Genomic DNA, 22,326 nt, shown 5'->3' on the forward strand with positions numbered 1-22,326 from the left:
ATGAATAGGCTTTGGATGCCACCATTACCTTATCAAATTGCCGAGTTTCAATAATATGATAGATGTCATTCAGATTACCTATCACGGTTGAAAGAACAGCAATTTTCCCTACAATATCAACAGTTGCGGCATGATATGGAACATCATACTTTGCAACCATTTTATCAATAAAACGGTCATCATTTTTCTGTTGCTTGAGAATGTCCAAGCCGAAATCTTTGAGTACAAGTTCGTCTATATCTTCATTTAGCTGATCAGAAAAATCGTCCTCCTCAATTGCTAAGCCAGACTCTTCAATATCCAATATTTCTTGAAGTTCTGAAGCAATCTTGGATAAGAAAATCTCAAATGCAATAGGAATACTTGCCTTGACAGCTTTTTCACTCAGTTCCTTTTCTTCATTCAGAGATTCTTTGATGTAACTTGGCGTTTGTGTTAAATAATCCAAACGGTATTTGACTTTACAACTCGGTAATAGCTCTTCAATACGGTGTTTGAAATAATAAAAATTAGTATAGCAATTTGCTTTATCCATACGATAGTAATTGGCAGCAATACTTGCTGCATTACGCTCAACTTTGCCATTATGGACTGTAAAGAGCTTTGCACCTGAAAATTCATTGAATGTCTCATTGAGTAAATTCACACGCTTATAGATGCTTGTGATTTGCCGCTCTTCATCATACATATCAAATGTATAATCATCAAAAATTTCAGCCAATAATTCTGAAATTTTATTCATCCGAGTAGTATATTTTTTATTCTTGTTCAAATAAATTTTCTTGAGCGTGTCTATATTAATTTGATGGTTTTCATCTATTTTCGTATGAAGCACCATAAAACATGGCACAGTCGTTTTTCTCAACCGACCTAGAAACTGGACTAATTCTTCAGGATGAGCCTGTTTTCCAATCACGAAAACAGAATCTATGTCTCCATCGAGGTTATTAATATTGACTCCTTCATCCATAATGGACGTAGAGAATATAATATCAATGTCTTCAGGAATTAATTGAGATGAAAAAAGTTCTTTAACATCTTGGTCATTCTTACTTTTACTATGAATGACCAATGTTTTTACACCAAAATATTTTTCTGTAACAGCAGCAATACGTTCACATTTTTCCCGATTATTATTGCGTACTATGATTTTCTTACGAACACCTTTTTCTTTCATCAGATTTAGACGATTCTGTATTAATGATATAAAGCTGTATTGATCTCCTTTTTGCAACAAAATCATATCTATTGAACGTTCAAGAGAGAGTTGTTCCAAATCAACCTGATAAATTTTATCTAGTACTGGCAGTCCCAAAGTATCAAAACAATGCGATGTAAAGGTAGCGGTTAAATACAACACCGTTTTGAATTTCCGTTGTTTGATATTCAAGACAACTTTATTGATTGCCTCATCACGATAATCACCTGATGAATATAGTTTATGGCATTCATCAACGACCAATACAGTAGAATCCAACTGTTTGTGTGATAATACATCAGCAACTGCATCTAACTTATCATAGGTACATACCACGACTTTCTTGGTTTTATCTTTAAAATCCACTTCAGTCGGTACATTTTTATCATAGTAGAAATGATAGTTAATTTTACCGTATGAGTTTGCATAGGTATGCTCTAGCTCTGTCACTTTTAATACAGAAGGAATAATCATCACAATAATGTCAAAATTCTTTGATAATTTTTCCATTACCATTGAAGTCTTACCAATTCCTGTCCCTGCCTTAATGAGAGCGTATTTATTTTTCTCAATCGGCAGAGATACATCAGATAAATATTGATTTTGCTTTAGGGTAATCTTGTGTAATTCGGACATAAAATCTCCTTGGGTGTAACTATTAATTACACCCAGAAAATAAGTGAATATGTTTAAGTATTAAGCTGCGTCAGTATGATGTCTAATCACAGCAGCAACATCTTCAGAAGCCTGTTTCAGCGTACTGGCCTGTAGATGTGCATAACGTTGGGTGGTCTGCGGAGAAGCATGACCTAATAGATGCTGTACAACATAAAGGCTCTGACCACTGTTGACAGCCAAACTTGCGAAGTTGTGGCGTAAATCATGAATACGCACATTGCCAATGTTGGCAGATCGCATAATCTTCTCGAACGTTTTTCGTATATCGTTATACGGCTTCCCTGTTTCAGGATTGGCAAAGATATAATCGAATTGCTTTGGTAGTTTCTGAATAATCATCAGTGCATCATTATTCAAATTAATTCGACGAGCTTTGCCTGATTTATTCTCACCAAGTAGCCATACGCCAGTATTAAGATCAATATGAGACCATTGAAGATCCATAGCCTCACGTTTGCGTACGCCTGTCAGCAGTAGAAATCTGACAATTGACACAATAACCAAATTATCAATGCCAAATTGATGCGGTGCATGTAGCACTGTCACCAAAGCTTTTAATTCTTCGTCATTGAAATAACGCTCTTTCTGATTATTTTCTTTATACTTTTTGACTCTACTGACAAGATTAGTGTCAATCAGTTCATAATCAATTGCCATTTTATAAACGGCTGAAAGTAATGCACGGATTCGATTGAGTGTCGCATGACTTAGTTTCTTCAGACTGATTTCGGTGAATAATTGATTTAATATCCCTGCATTTATCTCTGAAAATGTGAGTTTTGCCAATGCAGGCATTAAATAATTACGCAACCTTGATTCATCATCTTTATAAGACTTTTTACGAGTCTTAGCCGTTGGTAAATAAGTCGATAAGACAAAATCACCAAAGGTTATTTCTTTAGATAGAGTTTCTTGATCATCAAAAGGATGCTCTCCTTTTGCAATTCTTTGCTGATAAAGTTGTACCCGTTCAATAAGATTGGGAATTTCTCTATCAAATTCTAAATGGGAATATGTTCCCAAGCTTTTAGAAATTTTCTTACTTTCAAAAGTTAATCGGGCTAAAGCACGAACCTTATCTTCTGTCGGTACAAAGCGAATCCCCGACACAGGACAATCAGGTATCAATTTACGTAGGTCGAACTCTTTACCACATTCAAAACTACGAATCGAATGTGTTATAGCAGTTTCTTTAAGTGATGTTGGTAGTATAGTCATATTCTTTACCCTTCTTGATGAATAATCAAAAAAAGAATATGTCCGCAAAAAATGATCAAACACGCCAAACTACAAAGTAAAATGGACTGTTTAGAGCATTTCTGATTAGGCAAAGAAGAATTGCAAAAAAAGAAGCAACTCTTATTGAGAATGAACACAACATCTCTCCTATGAAAAAACTCAGCATCAGACTATCCCTATCCCCAATTGGGAGGATAATCATCCGAAAATAAATCAAAAATCCGAATCATTTCGGACATTGATTATCATTCCTCTTTTCACATTTCATTAAAGAAATATGCCTGCTTAAGCAGAGCTGTATGTTTCCATAGAGTGAGGCTTTGGCTCTTGTGAATTTTTAAACACAATGCGATAGACTCTTAGACAATCCCTCCAACGCACAGAAGCCTATAGTGACTGATCATCAACTATTCAAGAATAATATCTATAAGTCTCACCAATTTTCAAGTTTTTATTGTACCCTCAAATGTCTCTACCAACGGACTACTAGACAGTGTCACTGTTCATCATCAAAAGGCATCTTCTCTTGCCAACCTTGACTTCACAAAAAGATCAACCGTAAAGCATGTTGCCCTACGGTCTTCTTCTCGGTCAATCAGTAATCACTGGGTAGCAAAATGGTCGTCACCGACCGATCTGCTTCAGTAATGATCCAAATACTCCCTTCGGAAAATCTGTAACTCGACATGATGCGTAGTGGTAGCAATAGTGCTTCCTCATTGGACTCTCGATCTTCCTCGCATACATCACCCCAATCACCACAATGATGACGTACAAGTAATGCAACAAGGTCTATCTTCTCTGTTTCAGCAAACTGTAAGGCATTTCGTGTAGACACGACTTGGCCCAAAGCGAATAAGGGATGCTTTGTCATCAAAGGTTCTCACATTGGAATCAATAGGAAAAAAGTGCGGACAGGTCTGTCGTAGCTGACTCAGATCGCGTTGAGTTGATATTGCTCAAAAATCATATTCGGGACATAGACTAAGATGCCTTCATTGTCGTTGAGCATGATGTAGGCCTCGTACCAATCCTGCTTCTTCTCCACAAATTCGACCTCTCCTGCATGTAGCTTTTCTGCCAAGCTAAATGTCAAATCGGTAAATGGTTCAGTGAGGTCCTGCTCATACTCACAGACAACAAACCACCCATATAGGGTGGCTTGATAGGATTCCTCATACTGGGCTTCAAGTCGTAATATCGTATTGGATATTGCCAAAGCGATTTCACGATTGATTACATATTTGATGTCATCTCTATGCTTGATGTGCTTCATGCTCTATCTCCTTTTCAGGACGTTTCTTGCTAGTCTTGGTTGAATTGGTGGTTTTATCAGTAGCAATAAGACTTTCTAAGCGAGTTATCCACGATTCAAAATCTATATCGACTTCCAATAATCTTTCAGTCATGGCATGAGGATGAATGAGCTTCTGATCTACAAATACCGCAGCAAGGAAGCAATGATTATTCGCTGATTTCCCAGAAAATAAAGGCTTAAATGCTGTTGCATGAAATGGCTTTTCAGTTGCTTTAAGGTTTGCCAAACACTGTAAGATATCTGCAACTTGAATAAGTTCCGCACTAAAGCCTCCTGTAGATTCATTTTTGCAGAGCGAGATACCAAAAGATTGATCATCTTGATGCTGCCAAATCTGATAATGCAGTTTCCCTTCGGCACGTTCAGAAAGCTTATTACAGATCAAAGTCTCTACAAGGCAATAACCCACTTTGTCATGGATACGAGGTTGTGGTTGCATGATGATGCTCCATAAATACAAAAACCCCAATGCAAGTTATTGCATTGGGGGTTATTGATAAGATCAAGATTTAAAGAAATTGTAAGGCTGCAATCAGTACAGCAGCAGCTTTTTCCTGATGGCTGGCATTGATGGTATTACAGGTACGGATACTATTCGCCAAGTTTTGACACTTGGGATGAGGAATACGATCCATTAGCTCACATAATTGCTCAAGCTCTGGATAATGCTTTTTCATGGTGTTTGCTCCTTGATTGAATCACCATGAAAATAATATCTATGCCAAATGAGGGCGATTACAATTCATGTATGCAGCAGTAGGTTTATTTACACTTTACTGTTTTTACAGATTCAAATTCCATAACGGATATTACACCATCAGATTTTTCTAAAGTCTGATCTTTGGCTTTGATTTGAACACAATTACCTTTTTTCAGCGTATTCAAATCATTTGCCTGTTTCTTGGTTAACTCCAGAGCATAAATGGAAATGAGTCCTTTATCAGTTGCTAATTGAGCTGATTCTTCTCCCCACTGAGTATTTTTCTTCATTTTTACATTTAATGTTGCAGCGTATGTAGAAGACATAGAGAGTATAGAAATGACAGCGAGTAGATTTAGAAACTTCATAATTGAATCCTTTGATTTTAATTGGAATAATTTACCATTTTGCTGTGCAAGATGAGATATTTTTCGCAACACTTTTGATGCTGTTGGCAACAGGAGTAAAAGTAGCCATCTTTTTATTATTGACGAATACCTCTATTTTCTTGGCTTTGGCAATACCATGAGAAAACTCATACCAAGCATTTGCACCATTGCGCCAATTGGTCGTTCCTGATGGTGCAACTTCAGTTTTACCATCTAATAGAAAAGTGAGGGGATATTTAGAGTCAGTATTTTCATAACTCTTGCTCTTTGTCTCGAACCGTGCAGAATGATCATATTCATCTCCTGCCCCCTCATTACAGACGACCCATAATGTTTGCCCTTTGGCATCCTGAATTGAATATTCAGCGAGACCTTGTCCATATCCCATTTGCCATACATTCGGTACTGCATGAACTGCTGTAGCACATATTGATAGCAATGGAATTAAAAGAAATTTTTTCATATATCATCCTTTTACAATTTAAAAACCAAGTAATCTTAACTATTTTTTACCTTTAATAGGTACAATCATCAAATGCTCAATGTCTTGTATATATGAAACAGGTTTATTCAGATTTTGTGCGAGCTGTTGAATCGTTAATTTTCTTTTTTCACGCTGCTCTATCAGCCATTGCTGTAAAACTTTCATATATTTAATGCTCCTTACTTGATGACTAAAGAGCTTGAAAAATATGGAATCTTTTCTACAAACCTATCTACGATTTTATAAATGATCTTCGCACTGGATTTATAGAATGGATTTAATTGCATCCTAGAAAAACCCGAAACAATACTAAATACTAAGCAGAATTTTTTCATGGTCACTCCTTTGGTTATAGACCATGAAAATAATATGTGAGCAAAACTTGCTTAATTACATGAGTATTTGTCAGAATGAGCACAATTACATGAGTATTTGTGAGAATGAGCGGAAATCATATCTCGACTCATTCTGACTATCTGATGCAGTATTACTCATTATTATTCTGATGAGATTTATCACTTTTATCTGATGGTCCAAAAATACCACCAATCAATCCTCCAACAGCTCCCCCAACAACTGCACCTATTGCTGTGCCAACAACAGGAATCATTGAACCTACAGCCATGCCTGCTATTGCACCTTTAATAGCTCCATTTTTACTTGGTTCTACTTCAGTTGTTGTCGTTGTACTTCCATCTGGATTCTTGCGTTCCGTTCTTGTGACTAATTCTGATGTCGATGCTTTTATAACTTTTTCCAAGTTACTCATAAAATTACCCCTTTTCTAAATAATGGTTTGACTTATTTACTTATAAACTTTTGGATTATTTCCAAGTTTTACCTGCATGTTGTTTGGCTTTGGCTTCATTCTCTTTTTGACTTTGATAATGGGCTTGAGCTTGAGCCATCAACTGGTTGTATTGGTCTTTATTACTTGTTTGCTTTGCTTGGGCATAAAAACGATCTCCGTTCTTTTTGCAGCTTTCAGCTCTTTTCATAAACATGTCAGATTGGTTTTCATAATGTGCCATTGTTTTCTCCTTGTATAACGATGGATTGACTCTCCAACCAAACTAGGTAGTTGTATTTTTAGTCATAAAAATCATAACAATTTGTACCTAATAAAGGCACAATTATTTTCTACTTTATGAATGAAATTTGGCATTCATAAAGTCATCTTGTTACTGATATTTAAAGATTAACAGGAGGGGTGGACAGGTGATGTCGTTGCAAATATAACAATGGAAAAAAGAATCAAATAATCGCTTTCATTGGGATATAACATGATTTTTATGGATAGCGACATCACCTGTCTATCTATGCAGATACTATAGATATAGAAAGCATGATTTATGGAAAAACTAATGACAGATAACTAAAATGAACACGTCAAACTGGCACAACGGATCACCGATATGCTGTGTCAGCTCAATGAAGGTAAAACACTAGATAGCAGGCAGCTTGCAGAACAATATGGCGTGAGTAAACGTACCATCCAACGTGATATTAATGAGCGTTTAATGGTGGCATTGCCCATGCTTGGGCTGAATGAGCAAGGACTTTATGCCCTCCCAGATGATTATTTCGGGCAGTTGGATGATAATGATATTCGTCATTTTTCAATGCTTTCGGGTGTTTCTGACCTATTTCCCAACATGGATAGACAATTCTTACGCAGAATATTGAATGAAAATGCGAAATCTGTGTATGAAAGTAAGGGACAATTCAATGAGGATGGTACAAAGTTCAAAGCTCTATTTGAGCAACTTGAACCTGCAATTCTAAATCGACACAAAGTCACACTGTATTATAAGGGTCGCTATCATCTACTTGAACCCTATAAGCTCATCAATCATCGTAGCTGTTGGTATTTGGCAACAGTCAAGGATGAGAAGTTGAAAGCCTATCGTCTCAGCTTTGTCAAAGACGTTATTGTTCACAGCGATCAACCCATTTTCCAACATAGCAAAGAAATACTGACTCAATTAGAAGCAGAAGAAAGTATCTGGTTTGGACAGGACAAACAGGAAGCAATTCTAACCATCAGTGCCGAAGTTGCAGATCATTTTAGACAACGAAACCTGTTACCGCTCCAACAAATTGTCAAAGAAATGGATAATGGGGCTTTGCTCATCAGCAGTCAGTATGTCAGTTCACTACAGCTTCTTTCACTGATTCGTTACTGGATGCCACATATTCATGTCGTCAGTCCTGATAGCTTGCAAAGTGAATTGATGGATGGACTAAAAGCATATATCAACTAATACAAGACCGAATGGCAAAGCTGACAGATATGTTCTCTACAAGCAAAACTCCCCCACGCCATTCAGTAATTTCCCCTAGAACTCCTGCCCGAAACGAGGAATCTAAGCAATCTCACAATTCCCCCATACACATCATGTTTTCCCATGCGTTTTACGATGCGATGACATTAAGAGCATGGCTCATCGACATGCCTAAATCGCATGGCAAGACAAAATGCTTGGAAAACGATCTGAGAGGGGTAAATCATAGAATATATGTAGGCAATCAGACAGATAGACCATCGGATTATCGAACCGATAGACCACATTACGGTCTATAAAAGGCAGTTGAAAACACAATCAATAGGCAATAAAAAACCTCATAACTCAAATAGTTACGAGGTTGGATAAATGGTGGGCCCAGACAGACTTGAACTGTCGACCAACGGATTATGAGTCCGCTGCTCTAACCAACTGAGCTATAGGCCCTAAACTTTAATCATATATTTGATATGAAAAATGCGACTTGATCTTAGTTAAATTTAACTTAAATTACAAGCAGATGATTTTATCAAATTACTAAAATAGTGTTAAAAATCATAAACTGAGCTGATTCTATATGATCTTTACAGCTTGAGTAAAGATGATATTGCACTATTTTGATCATTAATAAGACATCTAAATTTATTTCGATATGGTCTTGTCGGATATATGTTTTCCTAAAAAGTCGTATTACACTGCTGCGACTCAAAGCCTATGATGATAAACATGAAAAAATTTTTAGGAAAATCTATTTTTAAAGCAACAGGTTGGCAATACAATGTTGATCCAAAACTTCTAGAAAAAAAACAAGTTATTATTGGATTCGAGCATACATCAAACCTAGATACCATCCTTTCTCTGGCTTTATTTGAAATTTTAGAATTAAAAATACATACACTGATAAAAAAAGAACTATTCAAAGGTCCTCTCAAGCCTATTTTAGAAAAACTTGGTGGTATTCCTGTTGATCGCAAAGCCAACAAAGATATCGTGACTCAAATGGTTGATCTATTTAATCAAAATGATAATTTTAATTTGGTTATAGCCCCTGAAGCGACACGAGCAAAACATGGTGAAGCGCGAAAACCAATTCGCACTGGTTTTTGGCATATTGCAAAAGCAGCCAACGTACCCATCATCTTGATGTATGCAAATGCTCGAACTAAACAAGGCGGCATTTTAGGTAAAATTTACCCTACTGATCTGCAACAAGATTTAGAAAAAATCAAAGCACTATATGCCGAATATGATATTGATGTAAAAATTAACTAAATCGTCTGAACTATCTGATCATTTTTTGATGTTTAATCAAAATTTTAAATTTTGAATATGAGCTATGGCAGTTTTCAAGAAAACTATCGCTATGCTAATATTCACGCACTTTTTTGAGTTTTAATTTTTTGGAGTTACTTCCATGGCGGGTCATTCTAAATGGGCCAATATTAAGCATCGTAAAGCTAAACAAGATGCAAGTCGCGGTAAAGTTTTTACCAAATATATCCGTGAAATCGTAACTGCTTCTAGATTGGGCGGCCCAGATGCGGCGAGTAACCCTCGTTTACGTGCTGTTGTTGAAAAAGCACTTTCTGTGAATATGACACGTGACACCATCAACCGTGCAATCCAACGTGGTGCTGGTGGCGAAGATAATGATGATTTAAAAGAAGTAACCTATGAAGGTTATGGTGTTGGTGGTGTTGCAGTTATCGTTGAAACCATGACTGATAACTTAAACCGTACTGTTCCAGATGTTCGTCATTGCTTTAGTAAAACCAATGGCAACTTGGGTACCAACGGTTCAGTAGCATACCTATTCACTAAGCGTGGCGAAATTTCTTTTGATGATGTTTCATTAGAAGACAAAGTGATGGAAGTTGCTTTAGAAGCTGGTGCTGATGACATCGAGATCGATGAAGATAGTATCTTAGTTATCACTAGTCCCGAAAGTTTTGGTGATGTTCAAGATGCGCTTACAGCAGCAGGATTGAAATCTGACAATGCCGAAGTTGTGATGAGCCCATCGACTAAAGCTGAAATAAACGATATTGATCAAGCTAAACAGATCATGAAAATGATTGATATGCTTGAAGATCTTGATGATGTTCAAAACGTTTATACAAACGTGGAATTTACAGAAGAAGTTTTAGCTCAACTCGATGCTTAATTCATTCAGATCAGTAAAAAATGCATCTTTTTAGATGCATTTTTTATAACTTATTTAACAGTTTATAGCAGTTAAATACGTTGTATTCTTTGATCACAAAACTAGAATGTAGCGCAACGACGCTGTCAATTTTACCAATACGGCGTAATAGAATTTCACTATAGTCATCCATATTACGAGCCACCAATTCCAAAATAAAATCGGCGCTCTGCCCTGTCACTAAAAAGGCATTGGTGACTTCAGGAATATCTTCAATTTCTTGTAGAAATTTATCAAAGGTTTCACTGTCATGTTTGCTCAAAGAAACCTGTAAAAGTATATGTAAACTAAAACCGAGCTTATTAAAATTAATTTCTCGTTTGAGCTGTCCCATCACTTGGGATTCAATCAGGTTTTTAATGCGTCGATGCACCGAACTCACCGAGAGATTAATACGCTCTGAAAGCTCATTTAGATTGACATCTTCATGGGTCAAAATTTCAAGAATTTGTTTATCAAAACGATCCAATTCCATTCTACAGTTCTCACTCTGAATTTATGCTTCTATCGGAACTGCTCACTCAGTAATTTTTAAGGGTCAAGGGAAAACATTCGTTTAACTTTTGACGATGCTGCATGGATAACGCAAACATGATTCCGATAAACTTTTGGTTTATCTTTGTCTCAAAGCCGAAACAAGACCTTTTGAGCAACTGTTCAACTCATCTCCCAATAGTGAACAACTCGTTTCGATCCCCATCACACCCTGAAACATAAGATAGCAAAGACTTTTTATAATTATTTCCCTCTTTTCAGTTTTTTTAAAGTAAATTTGGCAATAATTTCTAATATTTTCTATTTAAAACGAATTTTCTTTTAATAATTAATTTTATTCACCGATAATTTTTTACTTTATTGACTATTTTGCTCTTTTCTTTCTCATAAAAAAGCCCCGATTATTTTCAATCAGGGCTTTATTCACCAACAAATCTTATAAACCGCGCCAATCAACCCGTGCATTACGTTCAGTCGCATAAATACGCTGTGCATATTGTCCAAGCGGTAAATCTAATAAATAGTCATGATATTCCCTCAATTCACCCGTGAATTGTTCAATATCATCATTTTCCAATTCCCACGGCGTACCTTTAATCACGAGTAAAGGCGCAAGAATTGAACAAACTGCTATATCTGCTAAACCTAGACGATCGCCAACCAAATAACGCCCTTGATTATCAATCAAGCGTTGATTGAGGTCAGTAATCAACTCCGTCATTCTCAATTTAGATTTTGCGACTTTCTCAGGATTTAACTTATAGTTTGAAGAAACTAAACTCTTTAAAATTGGTTTAGAAATTTTTTCAAACTGGCGTAAATAGCCTTGCTCACCCATCATAATTTCGAGTGGATGATCGCCAACAGATAACGCTTGCGCCAATGACCAACGTCGGACATGCACACCCAGCTCACCCGATAATTTATCAATTTCTAAAGCTTGCTCACGTAACTGTTCATCACGTCTCAATAATGCATGTTCAGGATAAGTACTATCAAGATATAAAGCGATTTGTGTTGAATCAGCAACCCAGCGTTTATCATCTTTCAACATCGGCAATAGATATTGCCCAGATTTAAGATAGGTAAATGCTCGGTGAAAACCAGGAATTAAATTATGTGCCACATAGTCCAATTCCTTATGATCTAACAACCAGCGAGCTTTTTCACAATAATGAGACAAAGGAAATTGGTATAAAACCCGCATAGACACTCCAAATTTATTTTTCTATTCGATCAAACATAAAGTTTTCCCTACTTTAGAAGTAAAAGTGAATGATTACAATGTCGTTTTTGCTCTATCTTTTTTAATTTTGGCTAAAGCTTGCTATACATTTTTTAGATGAAGTTATTCTATTTAGTCATAAAAAAACTGTTTTTGTAGCTTTAGGTTTACATCAAAAGTGATAAACAATTGTTTTCACTAAAATTTAAATATCACTTTTTATTTCATTTTTCTCATAAAAAATGCTTAACAATTATTGTGATATACAAGACAAAACTGATGGTTTAGTGGAAAAGTAAAACTTTTGTAAAGTTCCTCTTATCTATTAGAGGTGTCTACATGTCCAGTAATCAATCAGTGATCCAAGCTCCAGTACAACTGATTTTAAATGATCGGCAGGCCATTAATGCTGCCTATCAAGTTGCTGACTTTGCATTAGAAGAACGAAATAAACGAGACCAAAATCGTATTTTGCCAACGGAACAAATCAATCAATTTAGTCAAAAGGGTTTAGGCGGTATCCGTATTCCAAAACAATATGGCGGTGCTTTTGTCTCCAATAAAACTTTGGCCCATGCGTTTCGTATTTTGAGTAAAGCCGATGCCAATGTTGGGCAAATTCCACAAAACCAATTCGGTCTTTTAAATTTTATTAATATCACGGGTTCAGATGCACAAAAACAGTTTATCTACACTGAAATTCTTGCAGGTAAACGCATTGCAAATGGTGGACCTGAAAAAAATTCCAAAGATACCAAAGCCATTCAAACCACGTTAACGTTGGAAAATGGGCAATACTTTTTAAATGGAGAAAAGTTTTACTCGACTGGAACCAGCTTTGCAGACTGGGTAGCGATTCGTGCCTTACACCCAGATGGTTATACCGTATTGGCGATCGTTGATCGACATGCTGTTGGTGTTGAAGTGATTAATGACTGGAATGGCTTTGGTCAACGCACTACAGCCAGTGGAACGGTAAAACTACACAACGTCGTTGTTGATTCTGCGCTATTTTTTGATGAACGCATTATTGCCGACACCCCAAATGTTCGCGGTGCGTATTCTCAACTTTTGCAGGTTGCGATTGATGTTGGCATTGCCGAAGCAGCTTTTGATGACACCTTATCCAGCATTCGTAAAGCACGTCCCATTATTGATGCAGGCGTAGAAAAAGCCAGTGAAGAGCATTACACCTTACAAGAAGTTGGCAAGCTCAATATCCTGCTTGATGCTGCCATTTTACTACTGGACGATGCTGCCGAATATCTAGATGAACTTGATCAAATTGCTGCAATTTCTGCTGAGCAAGCTGCACATGCCTCGATTCTGGTGGCTGAAGCAAAAATTTATGCCAATGATGCAGCCCTACATATCTCAGAAAAATTACTGGAACTTGGCGGCAGCCGTGCCAGTCTGAGCCAGCATAATCTTGATCAACACTGGCGCAATGCCCGTGTGCATACCTTACACGATCCTGTGCGTTGGAAATTCCATGCCATTGGTGACTATTACCTGAATGGTGCCCATCCTGCCCGCCATGCCTGGATTTAAGGAGCAAATCATCATGACCTCTTATCAAGAATTACAAGGTTTTGCCAAAACCAATTTTAAAGCAGCACATATTATCCAAAGTGATGCAGAAGCCCTAGAAATTGCAGCTCTACTCAGTCAACAGTTTAAACAAACAGCAGTTGAGCGTGATGCCAATCGAAACTTGCCATTTAGAGAAATTGAAGCCTATAGCCAGTCAGGTTTATGGGCGATTACTGTACCTAAGCAGTATGGTGGTGCAGAAGTTTCCAGCCTCACCGTTGCTAAAGTGATTGCTCTATTTAGTGGTGCGGATGGTTCAATCGGTCAGATTCCACAAAACCATTTTTATGCATTGGAAGTATTACGCAATACGGGTACGGAAGCGCAAAAGAAACGCCTCTATCAAGAAGTGTTACAAGGTGCGCGTTGTGGTAATGCGCTGGCTGAGTTTAAAACCCGTACCTCAGCACATAAACAAACAACATTGATTCCAAATGAGAAAGGCTATCTGATTCAGGGGGAAAAGTTCTATTGCACGGGTAGCCTGTTTGCACATCGTATTCCAACCCTAGTGGTGGATGAAACAGGCAATGAGTTTTTAGCCTTTGTACAAAGAGACAGCCAAGGATTAGAACTGATTGATGACTGGTCTGGCTTTGGGCAACGCACCACGGGCAGCGGTACAGTCAAATTTAATCAGGTCTTCGTTGCCAAAGAAGATGTGATTCCTTTTGATACTGCCTTTAAGCAGCTATCTTTGGTAGGACCATTTGCTCAAATCATGCATGCCGCGATTGAAGTCGGGATTGCTCGTGCTGCTTTTGAAGAAACCCTAGAACGTGTACGTGTTGCCCGCCCTTGGATTGATGCCAATATTGATTCCGCCACTCAAGACCCCCTAACCTTATCTGAGCTGGGTCGTGTGGCAACCGATGTCAAAGCCAGCGAACTTTTACTAAAACAAGCAGCTCGCTCTGTAGATATTGCCCAACAAGATTTGAATGCGGAGACCTTAGCCAAAGCCTCAATTGATGTGGCAAAAGTACGTGCGCATAGTACTGAAACTGCATTAAAGGCATCATCGAAACTGATTGAATTAGCAGGTAGTCGTGGCAGTCAACGTACTGATGGTCTTGATCGTCATTGGCGTAATGCACGTGTACACACCTTGCATGATGCTGCACGCTGGAAATATTACTTTATCGGTAATTATGTGTTGAATGGCATTCTGCCTCCACGTCGGGGGACTTTGTAATGAGCCAAACGACTGCTAAAAAAATCTTGTTAAATGCCTTTGATATGAACTGTGTCGGTCATATCAATCATGGCTTATGGACGCATCCGCGTGATCAATCACATCGCTTTAATGAACTGAGTTATTGGACTGAATTGGCACAAACTTTAGAACAAGGTTTGTTTGATGGTTTATTCCTTGCTGATATTACAGGTGTTTATGATGTCTATCAGAATGGCATCAATCTCACTCTGAAAGAATCGATTCAGTTACCTAGTCATGACCCTTCCACCCTGATTTCAGCAATGGCTTTGGTCACGCAGAATTTGGGTTTTGGTGTCACGGTCAATCTCAGCTATGAACAGCCTTATCAATTTGCACGGCGATTTGCCAGTCTTGATCATTTAACCCAAGGTCGTTTGGGCTGGAATATTGTCACAGGCTATTTGGATAGTGCCGAACGGCTTATGGGGCAAAAAGGTTTAAAAGATCATGATGCGCGTTATGATCAGGCTGAGGAATTTTTACAGCTTTGCTATAAATATTGGGAAGGTTCTTGGGAAAATGATGCCTTAAAAAAAGATAAACAAGAACGCGTTTTTACTGATCCGAACAAGGTCCACTCGATCAATCATCAAGGGCAATATTACCAAAGCCAAGGTGTGTTTCAGGTGGCGCCGTCGGTTCAACGTACGCCAACACTCTTCCAAGCAGGTGCTTCACCGAAAGGACTACAGTTTGCCACGCGTCATGCCGAATGTATTTTTATTGGCGGCGATCAACCTGAAAAGATTCGTCAGCAAGTCAATAAAATACGACTACAAGCACAGCAACAAGGTCGTGATGAAGATGCGATTAAAATCTTTGTCGGTATTACCGTCGTAGTCGCGGAAACACATGAACTCGCCCAGCAAAAACTGGCTGAATACCGTAAATATGCCAGCCCTGAAGCAGGTTTAGCACATTATGCCAGTTCAGTCGGAATTGATCTTGCCAAGTTTGCAGATGATGAAGCGATTCCTTATCAAAAGAGCAATAGCATTGCTTCCGTCAATGAGAAGTTTAAAGAACAGCGCATCAGCAAAAATGATCTGAAAGCACAGCATGTTTTGGGTGGACGTTATCCGCTCATTGTTGGCAGTGGTGCTGAAGTTGCTGAATATCTCATTGAACTACTCGATCAAACTGGCATTGATGGTTTTAATCTAACCCGTACGGTTGCACCTGAATCACACCATGATTTTATTCGACTGGTGATCCCTGAGTTACAGCAACGTGGACGCTATAAAACTGAATATGCCACAGGTTCACTGCGGAACAAACTGTTTGCCCAAGGCGATCATTTAGCTGCAAGCCATCCTGCTGATCAGTTCCGATGTAGACCGCATAACAACGCAGATGACCTAAAAATAATTGAAGAAATTAGTGCTTAACATTTAAGAAAAGAATTGGAGAAATATATGGCTCAAACAGCCTCTAAAAAATGGTTGGGTATTGGCCTTGTCGTCGTTGTCGCAATTATTGCTTTATTGATTTGGAATAAACAAAGACAGAACCATAGCAGTGAGCTAGTGATTGGGATTAGTCCTTCTTTTGCCCATCCATTACAAGTTGCAGCGGATGAAGCCAAACAGCAAGGTTTGAATGTCAAATTGGTCGAGTTTTCCGATTGGAATACCCCTAACATCACTTTGAATCATGCTGATATTGATGCGAACTTTTTCCAGCATCAGCCCTTTTTGGATAATGCCATCAAAGAAACTGGCTTTAAATTAAAACCCTTTGCTGCAGGTGCAGCTTCGCATGTGGGACTGTACTCAAAAAAATATAAAAGTTTTGATGAACTCCCGAATGGTGCAACTGTTGCGATTCCGAATGATCCTGTCAATCAAGGGCGTGCTTTATTGCTATTGCAACAAGCCAAGTTGATTGAACTGAAAGACAGTAACAATCACCTTTCTGCCTTGAAAGACATTAGCGCGAATCCGAAGAATCTGAAATTTACTGAAGTTGAAGGCCCGCAAACTGCACGTGCGATTGATGATGTTGATCTCGCTTTTGGCTACCCCCATTACTTACGTTTAGCCAAAACGGCTGATCCTGAAAGTGCCTTATTGTTTGATGACAATACCAATAAACGTTATGCGATTTTATTTGTGGTGCGTGATGATTATCAGGACAAGGACAACAAACTACAGAAATTTGTCGAGATTTATCAAAACTCACCCAAAGTTAAAGCAGCCTTGGATAGCGATTTCGGTCCAACGTTGTGGTTCCCAGGTTGGAAATAAGGAGAACAATCATGGTGAGTTTTGGTTCACAGGTCGATTTTTCAGTCCCGCATCTGAAAATACGCGGTTTAAATAAGTTTTATGATGTACAGGGCAAACGCTTACATGCCTTAAAAGAGATTAATATCGATATTCCCAAAGCACAGATTGTTGGGATTATCGGGAAAAGTGGCGCTGGTAAATCATCCCTACTCCGTACCTTAAACGGCTTAGAGTTGATTGATACAGGCAGTATTTTGATTCACCAACAAAATATTGCTGAACTCAGCCATGCCGAGTTGATCAAAACTCGGCAAAAAATCGGCATGATTTTTCAGCATTTTAATTTGATGTCTGCCAAAACGGTGTGGGAAAACGTAGCTTTACCGCTACGTATTGCAGGTTATGATAAGGCTGAGATTGAACAACGGGTCAGCGATGTACTGACGCTGGTGGGATTAGAAGCAAAGCGACATGATTACCCTGCTCAACTGTCTGGTGGACAGAAACAACGTGTCGGTATTGCCCGAGCTTTGGTGTCGCAGCCTGAGATCCTGCTTTGTGATGAAGCCACCTCAGCACTGGACCCTGAAAGTACCGCCAATATTCTGTCCTTATTAAAACAGATCAATCAGGACCTCGGTTTAACCATCGTCTTGATCACCCATGAAATGCAGGTCATCCAAGAAATTTGCGATCAAGTGATCGTAATTGATCAAGGTGAAATCGTTGAGTCTGGACAAGTCTGGTCGATATTTTCCAATCCACAACAACAGATCACACAGGAATTACTCAATTTTGAACAGGTGAATTTACCCTTTGAGTTGAGCCAAACCATTCTGCCTCAGAGCACCCATCAGATCTTAAAATTAAAATATGCCTGTGAATCGAAATCGGTGCCTGATTTATATGAACTATTGGATGGTTTTAATAGCCCAGTTCAGGTGTATTACAGTCAAATTGATAGCATTCAGCAGCGTACCATCGGCTCATTGATCATCGGGATTCGCAATCTCGAATTTGATCTAAACCACCCACAATCTAAAAAACATCCAGCAATAACACAACTTGAGGTGATCGGTTATGTACAATCAACTCATTGATCTATTACTGACAGGAACCACCGATACTTTAATCATGGTCGGTGTTTCTGCAATTCTCGCCTTTTTGATTGGTCTGCCCATTGCCTTAATTTTGGTGAGTACTGCTGATTTTGGCATTTATCCTTCCAAGAAAATCAATCAGTCCTTAGGCTGGATCATTAACATCACTCGATCAGTCCCCTTCCTGATTTTGATGGTGGCTTTGATTCCATTTACCCGTTGGATCGTCGGCACCAGTTACGGCGTCTTGGCTGCGATTGTGCCCTTAACCATTGCGGCTATTCCGTTCTTTGCCCGTATTGCAGAGGTCAGTCTACGTGAAGTCGATCAAGGGTTAATTGAAGCAGCACAAGCGATGGGCTGTAACCGTAAGCAGATTCTTTGGCATGTATTACTTCCTGAAGCTTTGTCAGGAATTGTTGCAGGCTTTACCGTGACTATTGTGACCATGATCAGTTCTTCGGCGATTGCAGGTGCAATTGGTGCAGGCGGTTTAGGTGACATCGCCTATCGTTATGGCTATCAACGCTTTGATATGCAAGTCATGTTATCCGTGATTTTGGTTCTGATTGTTTTGGTCATGTTGGTACAAGTCACAGGCGATAATATTGCCAAACAACTCAATAAACGCAAAGTTTGATGCTGAATTATGAATCCTTACGAGCCATGACCTGACTTTGTCATGGCTTTCATGTAAAATCATCAGCAATTTTTAAATAACACATTTGTGAGTGGTTTCATGGGTTTTAATTGCGGTATTGTTGGTCTGCCAAACGTAGGTAAATCTACATTGTTCAATGCATTAACAAAGGCAGCGATTGCAGCTGAAAACTTTCCGTTTTGTACCATTGAACCGAATACAGGCATTGTCCCTGTTCCAGATCCACGCCTAGATAAACTTACAGCGATTGTTAAACCTCAGCGCGTTATTCCAACTACGATGGAATTTGTTGATATCGCAGGTTTAGTTGCTGGTGCATCTAAAGGTGAAGGCTTGGGTAACCAATTCCTTGCCAATATCCGTGAAACAGATGCCATTGCTCATGTAGTTCGTTGTTTTGAAGATGAAAACGTGATTCACGTAAATGGTAAAATTGACCCATTAGATGACATCGCAACCATAAATACTGAGCTTGCGCTTGCTGACCTTGATACTGTTGCAAAAGCTTTGTTACGTTTAACTAAAGCGGCAAAAGGTGGCGATAAAGATGCGATTGCCACTAAAGCAGCATTAGAAAAAATTCAACCTTTACTCGATGAAGGCAAACCAGCACGTGCGGCTGACCTTTCGGATGATGAACGTAAAGCGGTACGCGGTTTCGGTTTAATGACGCTTAAACCAACTATGTACATTGCCAACGTGGCAGAAGACGGTTTTGAAAATAACCCACATCTTGATGCAGTAAAAAAACTGGCTGCTGAAGAAAATGCGATTGTTGTTCCCCTTTGCAACCAAATCGAAGCTGAAATTTCATTATTAGAAGATGAAGATCGCGCTGAATTCTTGGAAGCGATGGGTATGGAAGAACCAGGCTTAAACGTGGTGATTCGTGCAGGTTATAGCTTACTTGGCTTACAGACTTACTTCACTGCGGGCGTACAAGAAGTTCGCGCGTGGACGGTTAAAGTCGGTGCGACTGCGCCACAAGCAGCGGGTGTGATTCATACCGACTTCGAAAAAGGCTTTATCCGTGCTGAATGTGTTGCTTATGATGACTTCATTCAATACAACGGTGAAAGCGGTGCCAAAGAAGCAGGTAAATGGCGTTTAGAAGGTAAAACTTATGTCGTACAAGACGGCGATGTATTACACTTCCGTTTTAACGTGTAATTATTTCAACATAAAGACACTATGGAAAGAACATTAGAACGATTATTCGCACATAATCCAATGATACGGCGGTTGTTGATTCTGCTCATCACTGCTGTGCTTGGTATGATTGACTTGGCAACAGGTTATGAGTATTCGTTCTCGGTGTTCTATCTACTGCCTGTTTCAATTGCAGCATGGTACGACCAATATAAGATCACTGTGCTGACCATTATGCTGTCAGGCATGACTTGGTTGATTGCAGACATTCATGCTGGTCATCCTTATTCCAATACATTTATCCCTTTTTGGAATGCTTTCGTTCGTTTAGGCTTCTTTTCAATTGTTGCATTTTTGCTGATCCATGTTCGAAAAAACTGGCAAGAAATGAAAAATTTAGCAATGAAAGATCAGCTCACCTCTCTCGATAATAGCCGTGCTCTCGATATTGAATATCGTATTTTGCGTAAATTAAATTTTCGTAAACAGTCGCTGTTCGCTGTTGGAATTATTGATCTCGATGGTTTTAAAGCAGTGAATGATACTCATGGGCATCATCGTGGTGACGAAGTTTTATTACAATTTTCACAAATTCTAAAAAAATCATGTCGTTCTTCAGACATTGTTGCCCGTTTAGGCGGTGATGAATTCGCAATTATTTTATTAGATATTGATGAAACCCAAGCCTATCTTTGTGATCATCACTTGCGAACATTATTTGCAGAAAGTGGCTTAAATCAAAAATATGGCGTCGATTTTAGTATGGGTTTAGCCATTTTATCCGAATTACCAGAAAACCTTGAAGATGCAACCAAGACGGCAGATCAGCTCATGTATCAATCAAAATCTTTAGGTAAATCACAAACCACGATTCAATCATTTATTTGACCCATTGCGTTGGTGTACAAGCTGTGACCTTTTTAAATATTCGAATAAAAAAACTTACATTTTCATAGCCCACTTCATAAGCAATTTGCTGAATCTTCATATCTGTGGTTAATAATAACTTCTTGGCTTTATCAACTCTCACCTGTTGCAAATATTGATTGGGAGAAATCTGCGTCGCCAATTGAAAACGCCGTTTCAAATTCCGCTCACTAAAATTAAATTGCTGGGCCAGATCGGCAAAACGCTGATATTCAAAATCTGGATGCTGCTGAAAATAATCGATGTCTTTTTTGAGTTGAATCTTGGCAAATCGAGCAAATTCAAAATTCGCTTTGTGCTGACATGATGGGCATTTAATACTTAACTTGTGTGGTAATGACCAATATTCGTAAAGTCCTGTCATTTGCTTTTAAATATAGATCTTGAGTTAAAGACCAATCAGCATAACAAGCAGATGGCACATTTTTAAATGATCTATTTATTGCAATAAATAAACCGAAATCTAAATGATCTCGGCTCTTTTAAAATTATCTGGGCTTAAGATGCTGTTTGGACTTTCATATCCATAGCGGCACGTTTGCTTTCAGCTTCTTTCAAAATACGTTGATGTAATGGTTTACGGAAACCTAGTAAGAATACAAACTCAGCTAAAACGAACAATGGGCCAATTGCCAAACCAATCAGATCATCAACAAACGCTGGTTTTTTCTTTTCAAAATAATGTCCTACAAACTGAAAAACCCAGCCTACAACAAAAATACCAACACTTGCACCTAACCAACTCCACATGGATAAAGCCGCAACTTTTAAAGTTAGAGGGTAAGCCAACACCAATAAAATCAGCATCAATGCACCAAACAACTTATCAAGTGTAAGATAATAAATACTACTTAAAGCAATCAGTATCATAGCTAAGGTTATAGAGAAACCAGAGATTTCAATACCAGCTCGTGCAGTTAAGCATAAGATAGAGAAAACGATTAAAGGAATGCCTACAAAATGAGTCATAATATTATTTCGATCTAAATGGTAAACAGCATACTGACTGAGTTGTCGTTCCAAATTTGTCATTGCTCATTCCTCATATATTTAGTTTATGCTGTTAATCTATAAGAAATGAGTATGTGAAATTGTCATATAGCTGACAAATGGATTTATTTTTAACAAAGGAAATGTTGTGCTAGATGCAATTTATATTAGGGTCTGTTGACATTTACTGTTCATAATTAACCCTATAAAGGTAGCCATAAAAATATACAGGCTAAAGCAACAGA

Annotated in this window: 26 protein-coding genes and 1 tRNA gene; 11 read left to right on the plus strand and 16 right to left on the minus strand. The window is 38.4% G+C overall.

All coding sequences use genetic code 11. The features are described 5' to 3' along the window. From NO346_RS05175 to NO346_RS05225, 11 genes are all read right to left on the minus strand, one after another. A partial coding sequence (locus tag NO346_RS05175) for a DEAD/DEAH box helicase (protein WP_256414476.1) occupies positions 1-1,834 on the minus strand: 1,834 nt, incomplete at its 3' end. 60 nt (positions 1,835-1,894) lie between these two features. Further along, entirely contained in the window at positions 1,895-3,094 is a 1,200-nt protein-coding gene (locus tag NO346_RS05180) for a site-specific integrase (protein WP_256414477.1), read from the minus strand. 616 nt (positions 3,095-3,710) lie between these two features. After that, complete coding sequence (locus NO346_RS05185) at positions 3,711-3,989, minus strand: hypothetical protein (RefSeq protein WP_256414478.1); 279 nt, start codon at positions 3,987-3,989, stop codon at positions 3,711-3,713. 60 nt (positions 3,990-4,049) lie between these two features. Then, on the minus strand, positions 4,050-4,391 hold the full coding sequence (locus tag NO346_RS05190; protein ID WP_256414480.1) for a hypothetical protein: 342 nt from the start codon (positions 4,389-4,391) through the stop codon (positions 4,050-4,052). Then, on the minus strand, positions 4,372-4,872 hold the full coding sequence (locus NO346_RS05195; protein ID WP_256414481.1) for a hypothetical protein: 501 nt from the start codon (positions 4,870-4,872) through the stop codon (positions 4,372-4,374). The genes NO346_RS05190 and NO346_RS05195 overlap by 20 nt, the downstream gene beginning before the upstream one ends. Positions 4,873-4,942: 70 nt before the next feature. Beyond that, positions 4,943-5,110, minus strand: a complete 168-nt coding sequence (locus NO346_RS05200) for a hypothetical protein (RefSeq protein ID WP_256414483.1) — start codon at positions 5,108-5,110, stop codon at positions 4,943-4,945. 85 nt (positions 5,111-5,195) lie between these two features. Continuing rightward, on the minus strand, positions 5,196-5,501 hold the full coding sequence (locus tag NO346_RS05205; protein WP_256414484.1) for a hypothetical protein: 306 nt from the start codon (positions 5,499-5,501) through the stop codon (positions 5,196-5,198). A 31-nt stretch (positions 5,502-5,532) separates the two neighbouring features. Beyond that, on the minus strand, positions 5,533-5,985 hold the full coding sequence (locus NO346_RS05210; protein ID WP_256414485.1) for a hypothetical protein: 453 nt from the start codon (positions 5,983-5,985) through the stop codon (positions 5,533-5,535). Positions 5,986-6,024: 39 nt separating this feature from the next. Further along, complete coding sequence (locus tag NO346_RS05215) at positions 6,025-6,171, minus strand: RodZ family helix-turn-helix domain-containing protein (RefSeq protein WP_256414486.1); 147 nt, start codon at positions 6,169-6,171, stop codon at positions 6,025-6,027. A gap of 322 nt (positions 6,172-6,493) precedes the next feature. Continuing rightward, on the minus strand, positions 6,494-6,775 hold the full coding sequence (locus tag NO346_RS05220; RefSeq protein WP_256414487.1) for a glycine zipper domain-containing protein: 282 nt from the start codon (positions 6,773-6,775) through the stop codon (positions 6,494-6,496). A gap of 55 nt (positions 6,776-6,830) precedes the next feature. Further along, positions 6,831-7,037, minus strand: coding sequence for a hypothetical protein (locus tag NO346_RS05225; RefSeq protein ID WP_256414488.1), 207 nt, complete (start codon positions 7,035-7,037; stop codon positions 6,831-6,833). A gap of 384 nt (positions 7,038-7,421) precedes the next feature. On the opposite strand from NO346_RS05225, the gene NO346_RS05230 reads away from it, so the two are divergent. Next, entirely contained in the window at positions 7,422-8,270 is an 849-nt protein-coding gene (locus NO346_RS05230) for a YafY family protein (protein ID WP_256414489.1), read from the plus strand. Between the two features lie 391 nt (positions 8,271-8,661). Here the strand turns inward: NO346_RS05230 and NO346_RS05235 are convergent. Then, a tRNA-Ile gene (locus NO346_RS05235) sits at positions 8,662-8,738 on the minus strand. A gap of 279 nt (positions 8,739-9,017) precedes the next feature. Here NO346_RS05235 and NO346_RS05240 point away from each other — a divergent pair. Then, positions 9,018-9,563, plus strand: a complete 546-nt coding sequence (locus tag NO346_RS05240; RefSeq protein ID WP_371924512.1) for a 1-acyl-sn-glycerol-3-phosphate acyltransferase — start codon at positions 9,018-9,020, stop codon at positions 9,561-9,563. Positions 9,564-9,705: 142 nt separating this feature from the next. Beyond that, positions 9,706-10,455: a YebC/PmpR family DNA-binding transcriptional regulator gene (locus NO346_RS05245; RefSeq protein ID WP_004954784.1), complete on the plus strand. Its 750-nt coding sequence runs from the start codon at positions 9,706-9,708 to the stop codon at positions 10,453-10,455. Positions 10,456-10,498: 43 nt separating this feature from the next. Here NO346_RS05245 and NO346_RS05250 read toward each other — a convergent pair whose 3' ends face one another. Together NO346_RS05250 and NO346_RS05255 are read right to left on the minus strand one after the other, a co-directional pair. Further along, positions 10,499-10,969 carry an Lrp/AsnC family transcriptional regulator gene (locus tag NO346_RS05250; RefSeq protein ID WP_004661600.1) on the minus strand — a complete coding sequence of 157 codons (471 nt, stop codon included), beginning with the start codon at positions 10,967-10,969 and terminating at the stop codon, positions 10,499-10,501. 456 nt (positions 10,970-11,425) lie between these two features. Then, a complete protein-coding gene (locus NO346_RS05255) occupies positions 11,426-12,196 on the minus strand; it encodes a glutathione S-transferase family protein (protein ID WP_256414492.1) in 771 nt (256 codons plus the stop codon). Positions 12,197-12,553: 357 nt separating this feature from the next. Between NO346_RS05255 and NO346_RS05260 the strand changes: the two genes are divergently transcribed. The 8 genes from NO346_RS05260 (at position 12,554) to NO346_RS05295 (ending at position 21,052) form a co-directional block, all read left to right on the plus strand. Continuing rightward, complete coding sequence (locus tag NO346_RS05260) at positions 12,554-13,765, plus strand: SfnB family sulfur acquisition oxidoreductase (RefSeq protein ID WP_256414493.1); 1,212 nt, start codon at positions 12,554-12,556, stop codon at positions 13,763-13,765. A gap of 13 nt (positions 13,766-13,778) precedes the next feature. After that, positions 13,779-15,002 (plus strand): SfnB family sulfur acquisition oxidoreductase, encoded by a 1,224-nt coding sequence (locus tag NO346_RS05265; RefSeq protein WP_256414494.1) that lies wholly within the window; start codon positions 13,779-13,781, stop codon positions 15,000-15,002. Continuing rightward, complete coding sequence (locus NO346_RS05270; protein ID WP_256414495.1) at positions 15,002-16,414, plus strand: LLM class flavin-dependent oxidoreductase; 1,413 nt, start codon at positions 15,002-15,004, stop codon at positions 16,412-16,414. The genes NO346_RS05265 and NO346_RS05270 overlap by 1 nt, the downstream gene beginning before the upstream one ends. 27 nt (positions 16,415-16,441) lie before the next feature. Continuing rightward, entirely contained in the window at positions 16,442-17,272 is an 831-nt protein-coding gene (locus NO346_RS05275) for a MetQ/NlpA family ABC transporter substrate-binding protein (RefSeq protein WP_256414496.1), read from the plus strand. An 11-nt stretch (positions 17,273-17,283) separates the two neighbouring features. After that, the gene (locus NO346_RS05280; RefSeq protein ID WP_256414497.1) at positions 17,284-18,354 is read left to right on the plus strand and encodes a methionine ABC transporter ATP-binding protein; all 1,071 of its coding nucleotides are present in this window, start codon (positions 17,284-17,286) and stop codon (positions 18,352-18,354) included. Further along, complete coding sequence (locus NO346_RS05285) at positions 18,335-18,994, plus strand: methionine ABC transporter permease (RefSeq protein ID WP_256414498.1); 660 nt, start codon at positions 18,335-18,337, stop codon at positions 18,992-18,994. The genes NO346_RS05280 and NO346_RS05285 overlap by 20 nt, the downstream gene beginning before the upstream one ends. A 99-nt stretch (positions 18,995-19,093) precedes the next feature. After that, complete coding sequence (ychF, locus tag NO346_RS05290; protein ID WP_004661588.1) at positions 19,094-20,185, plus strand: redox-regulated ATPase YchF; 1,092 nt, start codon at positions 19,094-19,096, stop codon at positions 20,183-20,185. Between the two features lie 21 nt (positions 20,186-20,206). Beyond that, positions 20,207-21,052, plus strand: a complete 846-nt coding sequence (locus NO346_RS05295) for a GGDEF domain-containing protein (RefSeq protein WP_256414499.1) — start codon at positions 20,207-20,209, stop codon at positions 21,050-21,052. Here NO346_RS05295 and NO346_RS05300 read toward each other — a convergent pair. After that, a complete protein-coding gene (locus NO346_RS05300) occupies positions 21,045-21,455 on the minus strand; it encodes a helix-turn-helix domain-containing protein (protein WP_256414500.1) in 411 nt (136 codons plus the stop codon). The genes NO346_RS05295 and NO346_RS05300 overlap by 8 nt on opposite strands. A gap of 134 nt (positions 21,456-21,589) precedes the next feature. Then, positions 21,590-22,123: a DUF962 domain-containing protein gene (locus NO346_RS05305; protein ID WP_256414501.1), complete on the minus strand. Its 534-nt coding sequence runs from the start codon at positions 22,121-22,123 to the stop codon at positions 21,590-21,592. Positions 22,124-22,326 lie beyond the last annotated feature (203 nt).

This window comes from Acinetobacter sp. 5862 (genome assembly GCF_024494585.1).
In the GTDB taxonomy this organism is placed as follows: domain Bacteria; phylum Pseudomonadota; class Gammaproteobacteria; order Pseudomonadales; family Moraxellaceae; genus Acinetobacter.

Excerpts from the sequence above, each read along its gene's own strand:
- NO346_RS05180 (WP_256414477.1), bottom strand. The coding sequence starts at position 3,094 with ATGACTATACTACCAACATCACTTAAAGAAACTGCTATAACACATTCG.
- NO346_RS05185 (WP_256414478.1), bottom strand. The coding sequence starts at position 3,989 with ATGACAAAGCATCCCTTATTCGCTTTGGGCCAAGTCGTGTCTACACGA.
- NO346_RS05190 (WP_256414480.1), bottom strand. The coding sequence starts at position 4,391 with ATGAAGCACATCAAGCATAGAGATGACATCAAATATGTAATCAATCGT.
- NO346_RS05195 (WP_256414481.1), bottom strand. The coding sequence starts at position 4,872 with ATGCAACCACAACCTCGTATCCATGACAAAGTGGGTTATTGCCTTGTA.
- NO346_RS05200 (WP_256414483.1), bottom strand. The coding sequence starts at position 5,110 with ATGAAAAAGCATTATCCAGAGCTTGAGCAATTATGTGAGCTAATGGAT.
- NO346_RS05205 (WP_256414484.1), bottom strand. The coding sequence starts at position 5,501 with ATGAAGTTTCTAAATCTACTCGCTGTCATTTCTATACTCTCTATGTCT.
- NO346_RS05210 (WP_256414485.1), bottom strand. The coding sequence starts at position 5,985 with ATGAAAAAATTTCTTTTAATTCCATTGCTATCAATATGTGCTACAGCA.
- NO346_RS05215 (WP_256414486.1), bottom strand. The coding sequence starts at position 6,171 with ATGAAAGTTTTACAGCAATGGCTGATAGAGCAGCGTGAAAAAAGAAAA.
- NO346_RS05220 (WP_256414487.1), bottom strand. The coding sequence starts at position 6,775 with ATGAGTAACTTGGAAAAAGTTATAAAAGCATCGACATCAGAATTAGTC.
- NO346_RS05225 (WP_256414488.1), bottom strand. The coding sequence starts at position 7,037 with ATGGCACATTATGAAAACCAATCTGACATGTTTATGAAAAGAGCTGAA.
- NO346_RS05230 (WP_256414489.1), top strand. The coding sequence starts at position 7,422 with ATGCTGTGTCAGCTCAATGAAGGTAAAACACTAGATAGCAGGCAGCTT.
- NO346_RS05240 (WP_371924512.1), top strand. The coding sequence starts at position 9,018 with ATGAAAAAATTTTTAGGAAAATCTATTTTTAAAGCAACAGGTTGGCAA.
- NO346_RS05245 (WP_004954784.1), top strand. The coding sequence starts at position 9,706 with ATGGCGGGTCATTCTAAATGGGCCAATATTAAGCATCGTAAAGCTAAA.
- NO346_RS05250 (WP_004661600.1), bottom strand. The coding sequence starts at position 10,969 with ATGGAATTGGATCGTTTTGATAAACAAATTCTTGAAATTTTGACCCAT.
- NO346_RS05255 (WP_256414492.1), bottom strand. The coding sequence starts at position 12,196 with ATGCGGGTTTTATACCAATTTCCTTTGTCTCATTATTGTGAAAAAGCT.
- NO346_RS05260 (WP_256414493.1), top strand. The coding sequence starts at position 12,554 with ATGTCCAGTAATCAATCAGTGATCCAAGCTCCAGTACAACTGATTTTA.
- NO346_RS05265 (WP_256414494.1), top strand. The coding sequence starts at position 13,779 with ATGACCTCTTATCAAGAATTACAAGGTTTTGCCAAAACCAATTTTAAA.
- NO346_RS05270 (WP_256414495.1), top strand. The coding sequence starts at position 15,002 with ATGAGCCAAACGACTGCTAAAAAAATCTTGTTAAATGCCTTTGATATG.
- NO346_RS05275 (WP_256414496.1), top strand. The coding sequence starts at position 16,442 with ATGGCTCAAACAGCCTCTAAAAAATGGTTGGGTATTGGCCTTGTCGTC.
- NO346_RS05280 (WP_256414497.1), top strand. The coding sequence starts at position 17,284 with ATGGTGAGTTTTGGTTCACAGGTCGATTTTTCAGTCCCGCATCTGAAA.
- NO346_RS05285 (WP_256414498.1), top strand. The coding sequence starts at position 18,335 with ATGTACAATCAACTCATTGATCTATTACTGACAGGAACCACCGATACT.
- ychF (WP_004661588.1), top strand. The coding sequence starts at position 19,094 with ATGGGTTTTAATTGCGGTATTGTTGGTCTGCCAAACGTAGGTAAATCT.
- NO346_RS05295 (WP_256414499.1), top strand. The coding sequence starts at position 20,207 with ATGGAAAGAACATTAGAACGATTATTCGCACATAATCCAATGATACGG.
- NO346_RS05300 (WP_256414500.1), bottom strand. The coding sequence starts at position 21,455 with ATGACAGGACTTTACGAATATTGGTCATTACCACACAAGTTAAGTATT.
- NO346_RS05305 (WP_256414501.1), bottom strand. The coding sequence starts at position 22,123 with ATGACAAATTTGGAACGACAACTCAGTCAGTATGCTGTTTACCATTTA.